The following is a 15,429-nucleotide window of genomic DNA, read 5'->3' on the forward strand; positions in this document are numbered from 1 at the left end:
TGTAAAGCGTGTTCCAAGACTGCGGCCACCGAAACGTCCTGACAGCGCCACCTGCACAGGCGGATCAACGTGCGGAAAGAGGTACCCCCACGGGATCGGATCGGGGACGATGGATTCTCGACCTCGTCGCCCCACCGACCAGGAGGCCAGCATGCTGCGTGGCATCGACGTCAGCTCGTACCAGTCCACGTTCGACACGGAAGGCCTGTCCTTCGTCTTCATCAAAGCCACGGAGGGGCGCTCGTACGTGAATCCACGGCTCACCGCCCAGACGAAGCTGGCCCGCGACGGCGGCTGCGTCGTCGGCTTCTACCACTTCCTGTGGCCGGGCAACCTCACGGCGCAGGCCGAGTACTTCGTCAGCAAGGCCCCCGAAAAGGCGGGCGACGTGCTGGCCGTGGACTGGGAGACGACCGGGGACGGCACCCGCGCGAGCAACTCGGAGAAGGACCGCTTCATCCGCGAGGTGAAGCGCCTGCGCCCCCATCACCGGGTGGTGCTCTACACGAACCGCGACTTCTGGCTGAACGTGGATACGACCTCCTACGCCGGTGACGGGCTCTGGATCGCCGACTACACGACGGCCGGCAAGCCGCGTATCAAGGCGGCCTGGAAGTTTCATCAGTACACGGACCGGCCGCTCGACAAGGACGTCGCGAATTTCACCAGCAAGAGCGCGCTGCGGGACTGGGCCACCCCGTGACGCGCCCCCGCACCCGGTGACTCAGGCGCGCCACTCCGCCGTGCGTTCCGGGGACGCCTCGGCCAGGGCCTTGCGGACCGTGTTCGTGTCCGCCGCGAGGCCGTAGACGGGGGTGCCGGGCTGCTGGCGCCAGGACTCGTCGAGGCTGCCCGTGTCCACGGAGTCGAAGCCGATCCCGTCGAGCAGGCCGCGTACGACCGTCTTGGCCGCCTCGTCGTCGCCGGCGACGGGCAGGGCGATGCGCTCGGGGTCGCCCTTGGGGCGCGGCTTGTCGAGAAGTTCATGGGCGTAGGTGCCGTTGAAGACCTTGACGACGGGGTGGCCGATCTGGAGCTCGGTCCAGCGGCTCTCGGGCATGCCCTCCTCGATGGCGGCGATGCGGCCGTCACGCTGCTGCGGGTAGTAGTTGCCGGTGTCGATGACGGTGACGCCTTCCGGCGCGTCGTCGAGGAGGTCGTCGGGCAGGCCGGGGACGGCCTTCATGGGCACGGTCACCACGACGACGTCGGCACCGCGAGCGGCCTCGGCGACGGTCACCGGCGTGGCACCGGTCTCCTCGGCGAGGTCGCGCAGGGTCTCGGGGCCGCGCGAGTTGGCCACGGACACGTCGTGGCCGGCCGCGGTGAATCGGCGGGTGAGATTGCCGCCGATGTTGCCGGCGCCGATGATGCCGATCTTCATGTCGAGCCCTTCCGGAGGAGCGGGCGGTACGCGCGTGGTCACGTACCTCCTGGTCGGCTGCCAGGCTATGCGCGAGTGCCCTACGAACGGGTTCGCACACGCCCTGCTCGCACACCCCCTAGTCCGTGCGCGCCAGCTTCCCCCGCATCACGGCCAGTTCCTCCCGCGCCTCGCGTTCCGCGGCGTCCTCGTCGCCCGACGCGACGGCGTCCACGAGCGCGGTGTGCGCCGCGTCGCCGTGGCCGGCCTCGGCGGCACGGACGTCGACGAGGTCGAGCAGGTCGATGAGGCCCTGGCGCAGCGCGGGCGCGAACTCGGCGAAGAGGTCGGTGAGTACGGGGTTGTGGGCGGCGGCCACGACCGCCGCGTGGAGCGCGATGTCGGCGTCCACGAACGCGGCGCCGCCCTCCTCCGCCGTCGCTCTGCGCGCGTCGAGGGCGGCGCGCATCGCCGTGACGTCCTCGGGGGTGCGGCGGCGTGCGGCGAGGCGTGCGGCCTGGACCTCCATCAGGACGCGGACCTCGTAGACGTCGGCGACGGCCGCTGCGCGCAGCCGCGCGGGCCAGTCGTCGACGGGCCGGTCGGCGGTGACGAAGACACCGGCTCCCTGCCGGGCCCGGACGAGTCCGGCGCCGGCGAGGGCGCGCAGCGCCTCGCGGACGGTGGAGCGGCCGACGCCGAGTTCCTTGGCGAGGGTCGTCTCGCCGGGCAGCTTGGTGCCGACCGGCCAGTGCCCCGACGCGATCTGCTCGCGCAGCCGCTCGGCGGCCTGTTCGACCAGAGGGCTGGGACGGAGCGCGCCGAGCGCCACGGGAATCACCTTCTCTTCTTGAACACCACTGTTGAACACCGCTGTCGAACACCTCTGTTGAACACGGCTGCTCGTCTTGTCGTCCCGACCAGCGCGTGAACGCGGAGACTTTGTCCCCCGGCCGACGCGACCTTCCCTTCCGCACACCACTTGTCTGAGGACCTGAGCTGTGACTAGCCTACTGCTCGTGATCTTCTGCGGTCTCCTTCTTCTCGGCTGCCGCGGCGGGGCCTGACGCGACCGGCACCCCGCCGCGGGATGCCGTGCTGCCGGTCGTCGTCCGACCGAGCCGAAGGACACGTCACCCATGACCACCGCCTACGACTGGAACCCGCAGCAGCCGGGCCCCATGCCGTACCACCGCTACCGCCCGCACCACGACCGCGTCGACGTCCCCGTGCGGGAGCGGAGCTGGCCGGGGGCCCGGATCGAGCGGGCGCCCCTGTGGGTCCCCGTCGACCTGCGCGACGGCAACCAGGCGCTCGCCGAACCGATGGACACCGGCCGCAAGCGCCGCTTCTTCGACCTGCTCGTGCGCACCGGGTTCAAGGAGATCGAGGTCGGCTACCCGTCGGCGAGCCGCACCGACTTCGACTTCGTACGCCACCTGGTGTCGTCGGGGGCCGTCCCCGACGACGTCACGCCCGTCGTCTTCACGCCCGCGCGGCGCGATCTGATCGAGCGCACCTTCGCGTCGATCGAGGGCCTGCCGCGCGCGGTCGTCCATCTGTACATCCCGACCTCCCGCGTCTGGCGCGACGTCGTGCTCGGCCGCGACCGCGCGCAGGTGCGGGAGACCGTGCGGGACGCCGCGGCGCACATGGCGCGCCTCGCGGACGCCCGGCCCGGCGCGCACATCCGCTTCCAGTTCGCACCGGAGACCTTCAACGTCACCGAGCCGGACTTCGTCCTGGAGATCTGCGACGGCCTGACCGAGCTGTGGGACGCGAGCCCCGACCGGCCGGTCACGCACAATCTCCCGGCGACGGTCGAGATCGCGACACCGAACGTGTACGCCGACCAGATCGAGTACATGCACAAGAACCTGTCCCGCCGTGACTCGGTGATCCTGTCCGTGCATCCGCACAACGACCGCGGCACGGGCGTCGCCTGCGCGGAGCTCGCGGTCCTCGCGGGCGCCCAGCGCGTCGAGGGCTGCCTCTTCGGCAACGGCGAGCGCACGGGCAACGTCGACCTGGTCACCCTGGCCATGAACCTGTACGCACAGGGCGTCGACCCGATGGTCGACTTCTCCGACATCGACGCCGTACGGGAGGTGGTCGAGCACTGCAACCGGCTGCCCGTGCACCCCCGCCACCCCTACGGCGGCGACCTCGTCTACACGGCGTTCTCCGGGACGCACCAGGACGCGATCAGCAAGGGCCTCGCGCATCACGCGGCGTCGGCCGCCGCGGCCGGGGTCCCGGCTCACGAGGCCCGCTGGGACGTGCCGTACCTGCCCATCGACCCGGCCGACGTGGGCCGCAGCTACGAGGCCGTCATCCGCGTCAACTCGCAGTCGGGCAAGGGCGGGATGGCGTATCTGCTCGCCACGCACCACGACGTCGACCTGCCGGCGCGGATGCGGCCCGAGTACGCGCGTGTGGTCCAGGAGGCCACGGACGACAGCGGGCACGAGGCGACCCCGAAGGACCTGTACGAACTGTTCCGCTCGACGTACCTGGAGCCGGGGCGCGGCGCCGGGCACGTGTCCCTGACGGCATGGTCCACGGACGGCGACGGACAGGCGCACCGGTTCGTGTGCACCCTCCAAGTGGGCGACCGCACGGGCGACTTCGAGGGGCGGGGCGGCGGAACACTCTCCGCGTTCGTGGACGCGCTCGCCGCGGCCGGGGTCGGCGTCGACATCGTCGACTTCACCGAGGACGCGCACGGCGAGGAGGCGACGGCGTACGCGCAGTGCCGGGTCGACGGCGTGACGGCGTGGGGCGCGGGCCGTGACCCCTCGCCGCTGGTGGCGTCGGTCCAGGCGGTCCTGGCGGCGGTGAACCGGGCGGTGGCGGCCCGGTAGGAAAGGAGGGGGCGCCCACCGGGACTTCCGATGGGCGCCCCTCGAGGACGGTCGGGCCGGGCTACTCGCAGGTGCCCGCGAACGTCTTCCTGGTCACGACGTCGGTCGCCGCGGCGCTCGTGTCCAGCCACGCGATCCGCTGGCCGTCACCGAGGGACGGGGCCAGCTGGGCGCCGGAGGAGCACGAGACGCGGGTGTAGACACCGGTCCCCGCGACGATGTCCGCGGTCCTGGCGACCTGCGCCTTCATCGGTCCGGTCCAGGAACCGATCGCGCCCCAGGCGTCGTAGGACGCGTACGCGAAGTAGTCGTCGGTGACCGAGAACTGGGCGATGTACGCGCTCGACGGCTTGCTCAGCTTCGCCGCCTTCGACAGGTCGCCGAGCGGCGCCGACATGAACTTGGTGCCGGGGATCAGGAAGCCGCCCGTCTCACGCCAGAAGACACGGTCGGAGGTGATCTGGAGGTCCGAGACGTAGCTGAACAGAGGGCTGGCGATCCGCTTGCTCTGCGTGGTGCCCTCGGCGATGTCGTAGACGTACACCCAGGTGCCGTCACCTCCGGCCCAGGCGATCGTGCCGTGCTTCATGGCGAGGTGCGCGGCCTTGGTGCCGGCCTCGGGCGTCACGTTGACGGTGGCGCCGTCGGCCTTGCGCAGCATGACGTCCTGCTCGCCGTCGGCGGTGGTGCGGATGTAGGCGAGCGCTCCGTGGCCGGTGACCGGCTCGGTCTCGTCGGCGTCCGGGGTGTCGACGATCTTCCTGATCGGGCCCTGGCCCTTGTCGCCCGCGCCGTAGACGCCGATACCGTCGGCGGTGATCCGGGTGAAGACGATCCGGCCGCCGTCGAGGGACGGGTCGAGCAAGTAGGCGTCTCTCTGGGTGAGTTCGTGCTGGTGCTTCTTGTCGAAGCGGCCGACGGTGATGCCGAAGCCGGCCGACCCCGCGCCCCAGGCGACGGCGTCGCCGTGACCGATGGCGTAGACGTCGCCGTCGATCTGCGCGGCCTGCTCGTCGACTGCTCCGCCGTAGACCTCGTACGCGGGCAGCACGTTGCCGGCGAGCGTGGTGGCGTCGTGGGTGCCGCCCTTCTGCTCCCAGCCCCGCTCGATGCCGTGGGCGTCGAAGGCCTTGGCGATGGTGGCGAGGTCGGCCTTGGAGACCTTCAGGGACTTGGCGGCGAGGGTGACCGCGTTGCGCATGTCGGTGAAGCCGGACAGCGGCGTGAGGTAGTTCTGCGCGGAGCGGTAGACGATGCGGTCCGCGAGCTTCGGGTCGAGGTTCTTGCGGATGTCCCACAGGGCGCCGCCGACGATGGTGGAGTTGTAGTGCACTCCCCCGTTGTCGATGTCCAGCGTGATGGGCTCGTAGTCCTTCTGTGCGTTGCGGCCGTCGTTGAGGTCGCGCAGGGCGCACTCCTCGAGCGGCTTGGTGCCGTTGCAGAGGTACTCGCCGATGAGACCGGACGTCGGGTCGCTCATCGCGACGCCCTTGTCGGCGGTCTCCATGGCGTTGCCGAAGTAGTCGGATATCGCCTCGTTGAGGGCGCCCGACTGGTTGAGGTAGACGAGCCCCGCGGAGTGTTCGGTGACGCCGTGCGTCATCTCGTGGCCGACGACGTCGAGGCCCACGGACAGCGGCACGCCGTTCATGTGGCCGTAGACCATCTTGTCGCCGTCCCAGAACGCGTTGGCGTAGTCCTTGCCGTTGCTGGCGACGTTGACGACGGAGTAGATGCTGCCGCCCTTGCCGTCGATGCCGTCGCGCCCGATCTCGTCCTTGTAGAACTCGTAGACCTTGGCGGCGTTGAGGTGGGCGTCGACCGCGCCCGACGACGTGCTGGCACCGTCGAAGCGGTCGCTGCCGGACTTCACCAGCGGCACGTCGTCGGTGACGGGGCCGCCCGCGACGTCCGTGTAGCTCTTGCGCTGCGCGTCGTAGGTGCGGATCTGCCCGCCGGTCCGCGCGTACATGGCACGCGTCGAGTCGACCAGCGTGTACGAACCGTCGGCCTCCTTGTTGGTGTTCAGCTTCGCCTCGCTGCCGTCGACGCGTACGCCCGTCCCCTCCGCGGGCGACGCGTCGGCGGCGTCGATGTTGTTGTACGAGAGCGCGATGCCGCCCACGCGCGCGTCGACGTACACCTCCTGGCGCACGGGGCTGCCGTCGGACCGGGCACCCGTGACGGTGAAGTGCCAGGCCAGCTTGCCGCCGGCGGCGTCGGGCAGGACCGTCAGGCCGTGCTGGGCGGTCTTCGCGCCCTCGACGCGCGACAGGTCACGGTCGAGCGTGAACATCCGCCGCTCGGCGGCCGCCTGCGACACCGTCGGCGTGGTGGAGACCGTGAGGTGGGTGTAGAGGGTGCCGGTCGCGGAGCTGACGCGCCGGCCGCCGTCGGCCGCCTCGGTCTGCACCGCGTACTCGGCGCCGAACACCGGTACGCCGTCGTGCTGCTGGCGGAAGCGGACGGAGGACTGCTTGCCGGACGTGGTGGTCCCGAGCGTCTTCAGGTCGGAGACCGGAATCTTGTACGTGCCCTTGTGGGCCTTCAGATGGGCGCGGGCGGCCTCGGCGGGCGTGCCCCCGCGCACCTCGTCGTCCAGGCCCTGCGTCATCGCGGGGGCGACCGGCACCGGGTCCGCCGCCGTGGTGGCCGGGGGCGCGGTGGTGTCGTCGTCCGCCCACGCCGGCGCGGCCAGCAGCGCCGATCCCGTGGCGGCGACGACCACACCGGTCGCCAGCATCCGCCGGATTCTCGTTCGTCTCACAGAGCCCTCCCCATCACACACCTGCATGCGGGGCGCGTGCGCTCCACACGGTTGACGGGGTCGATGCTTCGGTACGGCGGGGGCCACGAACAGGGGATGGCGCTGGCGTGAACGTGCCGTGGCGCAAATACGCCTCAGAAGGCTTGCGGTGGACCGGAGTTGGCGTCTTCCTCGTCCAGCCAGCCCGCGCGGGCCGCGTGCCAGCCGAGCTGGAAGCGGGTCACGGCGCCGACCTCGCCCATGAGGGCGTGCAGCCGCCGCTGCACGGTGCGGTGGCCCATGCCGAGCTGACGGGCGATGGCCGCGTCGGTGAGGCCGGTGTGCAGCAGCCCGACGATCTGCCGGTCGATGGCGTCGAGTTCACGTCCGCCGCCGTCGCCCGGCCCCTCGGCGCCGTGCGCGCCCAGCCGCCTGCCCTTGGCGAAGTGCTGCTCGAAGAGCGACTGCAGGCCGGTGAGCAGGCCGCTGCGGTGCACGACGAGGGCGACGGGTTCGACCTCGTCGCGCTCGGGGTCGAGCGGCAACAGGGCGGCCCTGCGATCCACGAGGACCATCTTGATCGGCAGGTCCTCGACGACGGAGATCTGCTGGCCGTGTGCGACGACGTCGGCCAGGGTGCGCGCGGTGTCCGGCTGTTCGAGGCAGCCCCGCTCCACGACGGCGCGCAGGGTGACGCCGCGGTCCATCGCCTCCCGCTCGGCCTCTTCGAGGTTGTCCTGGAAGGTGAGCACCTGGGGTACCGGCATCGCCGGCACGAAGGAGCACACCTCGTGGCGCGCCTGGCGCTGCATGGCGAGGAGCCTGCGCCGGATCGCGACCGTACCGGAGAGCACCTCCACCGGCACGTACGACTGGGCGGAGCGGTGCCGTTCCGCCAGGTCGCCGACGAGCGACTCGACCCGGTGCAGCGCGGCACGGCGGGATTCGAGGAGCGGTCCGAGCGCGAGGACGGGTGGGGCGGCGCGGTAGCGGACGGTGCCGTCGCGGTGTTCGGCGCTGGCGAGGCCGCGTTCCACGAGGAGGCCGAGGGCGCGGACGATGTCGTCCGGCACGGCCCCCGGGCCGGTCAGGGCGGCCGGGTCGCTGTCGGGCCGGTCCACCAGAAGCCGGTAGACGGCGTCCTCCTCGGGGCCGAGCCCGAGGAGCGTGAGCAGCGAAGCGTCCGCGAGTCCCGGCACCTCGGGCACCGGGACTCGCGGACGTGACTGAGGTCTCAGCGCTCAGGCCTTGTTCAGGTTCGCCCAGAACTCGTCGAACGAGAGGACCTTGTCCCCGTTGGCGTCCTGCCGGGCGATGAGCGCCTCGGCGACCGACTCGGTGACGTTGAAGTCGCCCATCTGAGCCATCGCGCTCTTGTACTCGACCGCCGTGATGAAGCCGTCGCCGTCCGCGTCGAACCGCTGGAACGCCTTGCGTGCTTCCTCGATGTCCGCCACCGGGTCCACCCCTTCTTGCTGTAACACTGACGGGGGTCAGATTAACCGGCTGTACGAGCGCGCAGTGCGGCGACCACCCACGCGAACTCCTCGTTGTGCCGGGGCAGCGTCTCCAGGCCCCGCACCAGGGACACCAGGTCACGGAACCGTGCCACGTCGTCGTTGGCCGCGGCCTCCATGCGCTCCAGTACGGCGGCCGGGTCGGCGTTCCCGAGCAGCCCTCGCAGCACCTCCTCCGCCTCGGGCGACTCGGGAGCGACGCCGCGCTCGCGCGCCTCCCCGGCGAGCTGCACCAGGCGGCTCATGAACCACAGCGAGCTGCCGGGCGGCACATCGGGCCCGCGGTCGGCGGCGTTGAACTCGATCATGCGGCGCATGTGCGCCCGGAAGTCCGGGTCCTGCATCAGCTCGGCCAGCTCGACCCACGCATCGACCTGCTCGGTCGTCGGGTCGTCGGGCAGCTCGGGGACCATGACCCGCATCCGGGTGCGGATGTCCGGGTCGGCGGCGTCCAGGCCGCCGAAGGTCTGCTCCATGAAGTCGTCGATGATGTGCTTGCGCTCGGCGGCGCTCAGCCGTGCCAGCTTGTTCATCAGGGCCATCTCCTCTGCGCTCGAGTTCCTTTTCGCGACGGTCGACAGGACGGCCCGGTTCAGCCGCAGCGAGCGGATCTGCGCGTCCAGCGCCGCCACGTGCGCGGCGGCCACGGACGCGATGTCCGTCTCCCCGTCCACCACCCGTCGTACGTCGTCCAGGCCGAGGCCCAACTCCCTTAGAGTGCGGATGAGTTCGAGCCGGGCGAGGGACCGCGCGCCGTACAGGCGGTAGCCGCCCTGACTGCGTCCTACGGGCGGCAGGGCGCCCACGTCGGACCAGTAGCGGATGGTGCGCACCGACAGGCCGGTGCGCCGGGACAGCTGCCCGATGGTGAGCAGCCGCGGGCCGTCGTCGATCATGTGGAGAAGTCTGGGCCTTCCAGTGGGTGGAGACTCAAGAGAGCCGAGGGGGAACGTCATGCCGGGCACTGTGCGGGACATTCTGGATGCCGCGGCGCGAGGGGTCTTCCCCCCGCCGGACGGGGGCACGACGGTGGTGCCGCAGGCGGATCACCGGGACGCGGGGGTGCTGTCCTTCACCGCCCACTCGGTGGTGTTCACGGACGAGGACCCGCAGTGGGTGCACGAGACGCTGCGCGGGCTGGACTGCGATCCGCTGGCGGCGACGATGAATCCGCGGTTCCTCGGCGCGCTCATGGAGCGGACGGGGCGCCGTCATGACACGACGGACCTGCTCACCGTGGCCCCGGCGCTGCCGGGCGAGCCGCCGGTGGCCCTGAAGGAGATCGCGGACCCGGACCATCCGCGGGTGGTGCGGGCGCGGCTGCGCCGCGACGACGTGCGGATGTGGGCGGCGGACGGCGGGGTGCTCGTCCTGGGGCGCGGCGTCGCGGGCCGCTGGGAGACGGCGATCGAGGTCGACGAGGAGGCGCGCCACCGGGGCCTCGGCCGGCTTCTCGCGGTGGCCGCCCGGCATCTGGTCCCGGACGGTGGGCCGCTGTGGTCCCAGCAGTCACCCGGGAACGCCCGCAGTGTGCGGGCGTTCCAGGCGGCGGGTTACCGTCCCGTCGGCGCGGAGGCGCTGTTCATCGCGCCCTGCCGGCGCTAGCGGAAGATGCCGGTGTGGCCGAGGGAGTACCGGCCGGGCTGCGGGTACACGGCCAGGCCGTGCGGGCCGTCACCGACGGTGATGCGGGCGATCTGCTTCCCCGTACGCGTGTCGATGGTGTACACCTCGGAGTCGTAACGGCCGGAAAGCCACAGGATCTTGCCGTCGGAGGAGACGCCGCCCATGTCGGGGCTGCCGCCGTCGGGCAGCGTCCACTTCTTGGTCAGCTTGTTCTTCGCGAAGTCGAAGACGGAGATGGTGCCCTCGCCGCGGTTGGAGATGTACATCTCGCGGGAGTCGCGGCTGACGTAGAGCCCGTGGGCACCCTTGCCGGTGGGCAGGAGCTTGGGGGTGGTGAACTTCTTGCCGTCCAGGACCCACATGCCGTTGGCCACCATGTCGGCGATGTAGAACGTCTTGCCGTCCGGGGAGATCTTGACGTCCTGCGGCATCGCGCCCTTGAAGGGCAGCCGCTCCTGGCGGACGACCTTCATCTTCGCGGTGTCGACCTTGAGGAGTTCGCCGCTGAACTCGCAGGAGACGATGAAGTAGCGGCCGTCGGCGGAGAAGTCGGCGTGGTTGACGCCGTAGCAGCTGACGGGCACGGTCTTGAGCGCCTTCATGGTGTGCGCGTCACGGAAGACCAGCTCCCGGTCGAGCGAGGCCATCACGATGGAGTACTTGCCGTCGGGCGTGAAGTAGAGGTTGTACGGGTCGTGCACGTCCACCGTCTTGCCGACCCTGCCGGTCTTCGGGTCGATGGGCGTGAGCGTGTTGCCCTTGTCGTTGTTGACCCAGAGAGTCTTCATGTCCCAGGACGGCACGACGTGCTGCGGCTGCCTGCCGACGTTGATCGTCTCGATGACCTTGTACGTCCTGGGATCGATGACAGAGACGGTGTCGGACTCGGTGTTGGGCACGTAGATCCGGGACGGGAAGTCCTTGACGACCGGCGACAGCTTGTCGGGGCGGTCGGCGGCGTAGATGTCCTTGGGGTCGAGGACGGGCGGCATGCCGGGCAGGCCCTGCGCGACCGGCTTCGGCTTGACGGCCGTGACGCCGTGCGTACCGAGCGCCTCGGTGGCCCGGTGCTTCTTGGCTTCGATGCCGCAGCCCGCGAGGGCCGCGAGGACCGTGGCGGCGGCGATCAGTACGGCGGTGGTGCGGGTGCGGCGGGGTGTCATTTCAGCAGCTCCGTGGTGGTCACCGCGGCCAGGCCGCGGCGGTCGAGGTCTTCCAGGAGGGCGGGGAGCGCAACGACCGTGTCCCGGTAACCGAAGTGCAGGCTCACGACCGAGCCTTCGCGGATCTCCGAGGTGACCTTCCGGGTCACCTCGGCGGCGCCCGGCGAGGTGTAGTCGAGGGAGTCGACGTCGTACGACAGGACGTGCGGGTAGCCGGCCGTGCGGGCCAGGCTCTCGACGAGCGGGGTCGCCCGCTGGGTGCGCGAGGGCCGGAACCAGGTGCCGATGGAGCCGGTGAGGCGGCGGATGCGGTCGGCGCAGCCGGTGATCTCCGCGCGTGCCTCGGCCTCGGACATCGTGTTGATGTCGCGGTGGTTCAGCGTGTGGTTGCCCAGGTCGTGGCCGCCGTCGAGGATGCGCCGGGCCACGGCGGGGTGCTCGTCGAGCCAGCTGCCGACGGCCAGGACGGTCACCCTGGCGTGGGCCCGCTCGGCCTCCTTGAGGAGCGCGTACGCGATGGCCGGGTCGCCCTGGCCGTGGAAGGTGAGGGCGACGCGGGGGCGGTCGCGGGGGCCGTGGTCGATCTGGGCGGGCTGCCCCGGGAAGCGGCGGGGGGCCGGGGCCGCCGGCGCGGCGCGGGCGGGGTGGGACGGGCTGGCGGAGTGCCCGGCGGCCACCGCGTCGCGGGCGGTGGTGGAGCAGCCGGTGGTGAGGGCGGCGGCGGTGAGTCCGGCGCCGAAGCGGAGGGCTGCGCGGCGGTCGGTCGAGGTCACCGCCCCATTTAAGGTCAATAAGGGACAAGCGGGACTTATCGACCCGAGGGTCTTAATGAATACTGGATGGCGTCGTTAATAAATCTTCATTTGCCAGGCTCGTGGCCCAGGTCACCGAGGATTCATTTGGCCTCATGGGCCGAGGTCTGCCATAGTCGGGAACACGACCCCCATTGACCCGGGCTCGGTCGTCGACAGCGGCCGTGGATCACACCCCAACCATCCACGGCGCTCCACGAAAGCCCCCGCGGCGCCCCACAAGGCGAAAACGGGGGCTTTCGTGTACCCCCCGACGCCCCCGACATCCCCGCCGCCCCGGCACCGGCACTCAGCGGTCGGCGACCCGCATCTCGAACCAGGTGGTCTTGCCGCGCGGCAGCAGATCCACGCCCCAGCGGTCGGAGAGCTTGTCGACCAGACAGAGTCCGCGCCCGCTGATGTCGAGCTCGTGGACGGGCATGAGACAGGGGAGCCCGCGCGAGGGATCACGCACCTCGACCCTGATCCAGCCGCGCCTGCGGACCATCCGTAACCCGAAGATCCTGGCCCCCGTGTGCCGCACCGCGTTGCCGACGAGCTCGGAGACGAGCAGCACGACGTCCTCGGTCATCTTCGGGGAGAGTCCCCAGTGCCTCAGGACGACCACCTGGGCGAGCCTGCGCGCGGTCGCCGCCGACTCGGGCCGCGACGGCAGCGGCACCTCCGCCTCGGCCGGATTCCCGAACAACTCCAGTGCCTTCAGAGCCCGTTCGTCCTCGACCGCAGGCGACCAGCGCGCCGCGGTCGCACTCCCGTGCCTCCGCGGCTGTTCGATACCCTCCAGCCCCGCCATCCCCCCATCATGGCTGCCCAGAACGGGTTCCGGGGCCGTTCCTGCCGAATAAGCCCCCCGGAACCTTCCATTCCGGGGGGCTGGTTTGGCATATGACGCTGGCAGATAAACCCTTGCCGCATACCTGCTGAGCTGCGACGATCGCGCGATTCGGTCCGATCGACGACCTCGGCGGCCCGAACGCCCTTAAGGTTCTCTTAAGGCTGCGATAAACCGCCCCAACGAGGGACAGCGGTGAGACGTCCCGTCAACTACAAGTGGATCAGGGGAAGTTGACACGGGTGTCTGCGCGGGGTCCCGCGCGCCGGCGAACCGGCGAACCGGACCGCCTAGAGGAACTTGGCCTTGCCCGGGCCCTCTTCGACGAAGCTCCGCATCCCGCGCTCGCGGTCCTCGGTGGCGAACAGGCCCGCGAACCAGTTCCGCTCGACCGCGAGACCGGTGTCGATGTCCGTCTCCAGGCCCACGTCGATGGACTCCTTCGCGGCGCGCAGCGCGAGCGCCGGCCCCTGCGCCAGCTTCGCGGCCCAGGCGTGCGCCTGCTCGTAGACCTCGGCGGCGGGCACGACGCGGTCCACCAGGCCGATGGCGAGGGCCTCTTCGGCCTTCACATGGCGGCCGGTGAAGATGAGGTCCTTCGCCTTGGAGGGGCCGACCAGGCGCGCGAGGCGCTGCGTGCCGCCCGCGCCGGGGATCAGACCGAGCAGGATCTCGGGCTGGCCGAGCTTCGCGTTGTCCGCGGCGATGCGGAAGTCGGCGCACAGCGCGAGTTCGCAGCCGCCGCCGAGCGCGTAGCCGGTGACCGCGGCGACGACCGGCTTGGGGATGCGCGCGACGGCCGTGAACGAGTCCTGCAGGGCGCGGGAGCGCACGATCATGGCCGCGTGGTCCATGGCCTGCATCTCTTTGATGTCCGCACCGGCGGCGAACGCCTTGTCGCTGCCACGGACGACCACGGCGCGTACGTCGTCGCGGCGCGAGGCCTCCTCGGCGAGCTCCTTGATGCGGTCCTGGGTGGCGATGTCCAGAGCGTTCATCGGCGGCCGGTCGAGCCGGATCGTGCCGACGCCTTCGGCGACTTCGAGGTAGGCAGTCATGGACAGCAGGTTAGTGCGCGTTAACGGGAGAGGCCCGGTGCACTTGGTCACAGTGCGCCGGGCCTCTTCACGTAGAGACAAAAGCAGTCAGGGACGCAACGGCGTCAGGCCTTCCACTTGTCCCAGGACATGTTCCAGCCGTTGAAGCCGTTGTCCGGGGCCACCGTCCGGTCCTGCGAGTTCTTCACCTCGACGACGTCACCGATCATCGAGCTGTTGAAGAACCAGGCCGCCGGCACCTTGCTGTCGTAGCCGCCGCGCACGTCGCGCAGGCCCACACAGCCGTGGCTGGCGTTGTAGTTGCCGAAGGCGCCGCCGCCCCAGTAGTTGCCGTGGATGAACGTCCCGGACGTCGTCAGTCGCATGGCGTGCGGCACGTCCTTGATGTCGTACTCGCCGCCGTAGCCCACCGTTTCGCCGTTCATACGGGTCACCGTGAGCTTCTCGCTGATGACCATCTGGCCGTTCCACGTGGAGTAGCCCGGCTTGCCCGTGGTGACCGGGACCTTCTTGATGGTCTTGCCGTCGCGCTTCACGGTCATCATGTGCGTCTTGGCGTCGACCGTGGAGACCTGGCTGCGGCCGACCGTGAACTTCACGGTCTTGGCCTGCTTGCCGTAGACGCCCGGCCGACCCTCGACGCCGTCGAGGTTGAGCTTGACGGTCACTTCGGTGCCCGCGGCCCAGTACTTCTCGGGGCGGAAGTCGAGGCGGTCGTTGCCGAACCAGTGGCCCTCGACGGGCACGGACGGCTCCGTCTTGATCTCGATGGCCTTCTCCACGTCCTCCGGGTGCGTGATGCCCCGCGTGAAGTGGACCGAGAACGGCATGCCGACGCCGACCTTCGAGCCGTCCTCCGGCGTGAACTGGCCGACGAACGTGTTCTTCGGGACCAGCGTCGTGAACGACACGTCCTTCGCGGACGCGCGGCCCTCGGAGTCCTTGGCGACCGCGTGGACCTTGTACTTGGTGGAGGCGGCCAGGTGATGCGCGGGCGTCCAACTGGCGCCGCCGTCCACGATCTTGCCCTCGACCGGGTTGCCCTTGGTGTCGGCGACCTTCACCTCGGTCAACTTGCCCTTGTCGGCGGTGATCCGGAGGTCTCCGCTGGTGGCCACGCCGTCCGCGCCGTCCTTCGGGGCGATGGCGACGACGGCCTGGGACGGCTTGTTGGTGTCCGCCTTGCCCGAGTCGCCGCCCTTGCCGTCACTCCCCGAACCGGAGCCGCCGTTCCCTCCGCCGCAAGCCGTGGCCAGCAGCAGAGCGGCCCCCAGCAGAGCCCCCGATATCGGTCGTCGCCCGTTCACGATCTTGTCTCCCCTCGCGCAAGGCCGGTCAGGCCCCCACCCCAGCGCGTCCTAGCGCGCACTGCGACAGATAACCACACGACCTGCAGTTATGGATCCCCAGCTATGTCACCGTTCAGTCCCAACTGGTCCGGCTTTGAC

14 protein-coding genes are annotated in these 15,429 nt (G+C 70.5%); 3 read left to right on the forward strand and 11 right to left on the reverse strand.

Annotated elements, in window-relative coordinates; translation table 11 throughout:
- Window positions 1-151: 151 nt before the first annotated feature.
- The gene (locus OG574_RS17600; protein WP_100598300.1) at window positions 152-703 is read left to right on the forward strand and encodes a glycoside hydrolase family 25 protein; all 552 of its coding nucleotides are present in this window, start codon (window positions 152-154) and stop codon (window positions 701-703) included.
- Window positions 704-724: 21 nt separating this feature from the next.
- Here OG574_RS17600 and OG574_RS17605 read toward each other — a convergent pair whose 3' ends face one another.
- Both OG574_RS17605 and OG574_RS17610 read right to left on the reverse strand, forming a co-directional pair.
- Window positions 725-1,384 carry an NADPH-dependent F420 reductase gene (locus OG574_RS17605; protein ID WP_326778526.1) on the reverse strand — a complete coding sequence of 220 codons (660 nt, stop codon included), beginning with the start codon at window positions 1,382-1,384 and terminating at the stop codon, window positions 725-727.
- 118 nt (window positions 1,385-1,502) lie between these two features.
- On the reverse strand, window positions 1,503-2,195 hold the full coding sequence (locus OG574_RS17610; RefSeq protein WP_326778527.1) for a FadR/GntR family transcriptional regulator: 693 nt from the start codon (window positions 2,193-2,195) through the stop codon (window positions 1,503-1,505).
- A gap of 307 nt (window positions 2,196-2,502) precedes the next feature.
- Here OG574_RS17610 and leuA point away from each other — a divergent pair, with 307 nt between their 5' ends.
- Window positions 2,503-4,227 (forward strand): 2-isopropylmalate synthase, encoded by a 1,725-nt coding sequence (leuA, locus tag OG574_RS17615; protein ID WP_326774010.1) that lies wholly within the window; start codon window positions 2,503-2,505, stop codon window positions 4,225-4,227.
- A 61-nt stretch (window positions 4,228-4,288) separates the two neighbouring features.
- On the opposite strand, the gene OG574_RS17620 is transcribed toward leuA, so the two are convergent.
- The 4 genes from OG574_RS17620 to OG574_RS17635 all read right to left on the reverse strand — a co-directional run bounded on the left by OG574_RS17620 (window position 4,289) and on the right by OG574_RS17635 (window position 9,386).
- Window positions 4,289-6,994 carry a M4 family metallopeptidase gene (locus OG574_RS17620; RefSeq protein WP_326774011.1) on the reverse strand — a complete coding sequence of 902 codons (2,706 nt, stop codon included), beginning with the start codon at window positions 6,992-6,994 and terminating at the stop codon, window positions 4,289-4,291.
- Window positions 6,995-7,128: 134 nt separating this feature from the next.
- The gene (locus OG574_RS17625) at window positions 7,129-8,181 is read right to left on the reverse strand and encodes a hypothetical protein (RefSeq protein WP_326774012.1); all 1,053 of its coding nucleotides are present in this window, start codon (window positions 8,179-8,181) and stop codon (window positions 7,129-7,131) included.
- A 33-nt stretch (window positions 8,182-8,214) separates the two neighbouring features.
- Window positions 8,215-8,430 (reverse strand): EF-hand domain-containing protein, encoded by a 216-nt coding sequence (locus OG574_RS17630; protein ID WP_100598329.1) that lies wholly within the window; start codon window positions 8,428-8,430, stop codon window positions 8,215-8,217.
- 41 nt (window positions 8,431-8,471) lie between these two features.
- Window positions 8,472-9,386 (reverse strand): helix-turn-helix domain-containing protein, encoded by a 915-nt coding sequence (locus OG574_RS17635; protein WP_326774013.1) that lies wholly within the window; start codon window positions 9,384-9,386, stop codon window positions 8,472-8,474.
- A 58-nt stretch (window positions 9,387-9,444) separates the two neighbouring features.
- Here OG574_RS17635 and OG574_RS17640 point away from each other — a divergent pair, with 58 nt between their 5' ends.
- On the forward strand, window positions 9,445-10,095 hold the full coding sequence (locus OG574_RS17640) for a GNAT family N-acetyltransferase (RefSeq protein WP_100598306.1): 651 nt from the start codon (window positions 9,445-9,447) through the stop codon (window positions 10,093-10,095).
- Here the strand turns inward: OG574_RS17640 and OG574_RS17645 are convergent.
- From OG574_RS17645 to OG574_RS17665, 5 genes are all read right to left on the reverse strand, one after another.
- Window positions 10,092-11,279, reverse strand: coding sequence for a YVTN family beta-propeller repeat protein (locus OG574_RS17645; protein ID WP_326774014.1), 1,188 nt, complete (start codon window positions 11,277-11,279; stop codon window positions 10,092-10,094). The genes OG574_RS17640 and OG574_RS17645 overlap by 4 nt on opposite strands.
- Window positions 11,276-12,052 (reverse strand): polysaccharide deacetylase family protein, encoded by a 777-nt coding sequence (locus OG574_RS17650; RefSeq protein ID WP_326774015.1) that lies wholly within the window; start codon window positions 12,050-12,052, stop codon window positions 11,276-11,278. Before OG574_RS17650 ends, OG574_RS17645 begins: the two co-directional genes overlap by 4 nt.
- 328 nt (window positions 12,053-12,380) lie before the next feature.
- Window positions 12,381-12,884: an ATP-binding protein gene (locus tag OG574_RS17655; RefSeq protein WP_165914622.1), complete on the reverse strand. Its 504-nt coding sequence runs from the start codon at window positions 12,882-12,884 to the stop codon at window positions 12,381-12,383.
- A 329-nt stretch (window positions 12,885-13,213) separates the two neighbouring features.
- On the reverse strand, window positions 13,214-13,981 hold the full coding sequence (locus OG574_RS17660) for an enoyl-CoA hydratase/isomerase family protein (protein ID WP_326774016.1): 768 nt from the start codon (window positions 13,979-13,981) through the stop codon (window positions 13,214-13,216).
- A gap of 104 nt (window positions 13,982-14,085) precedes the next feature.
- Window positions 14,086-15,288 carry a L,D-transpeptidase gene (locus OG574_RS17665; protein WP_326774017.1) on the reverse strand — a complete coding sequence of 401 codons (1,203 nt, stop codon included), beginning with the start codon at window positions 15,286-15,288 and terminating at the stop codon, window positions 14,086-14,088.
- Window positions 15,289-15,429: the final 141 nt, after the last annotated feature.

The organism is Streptomyces sp. NBC_01445 (assembly GCF_035918235.1).
Classification (GTDB): Bacteria; Actinomycetota; Actinomycetes; order Streptomycetales; family Streptomycetaceae; genus Streptomyces.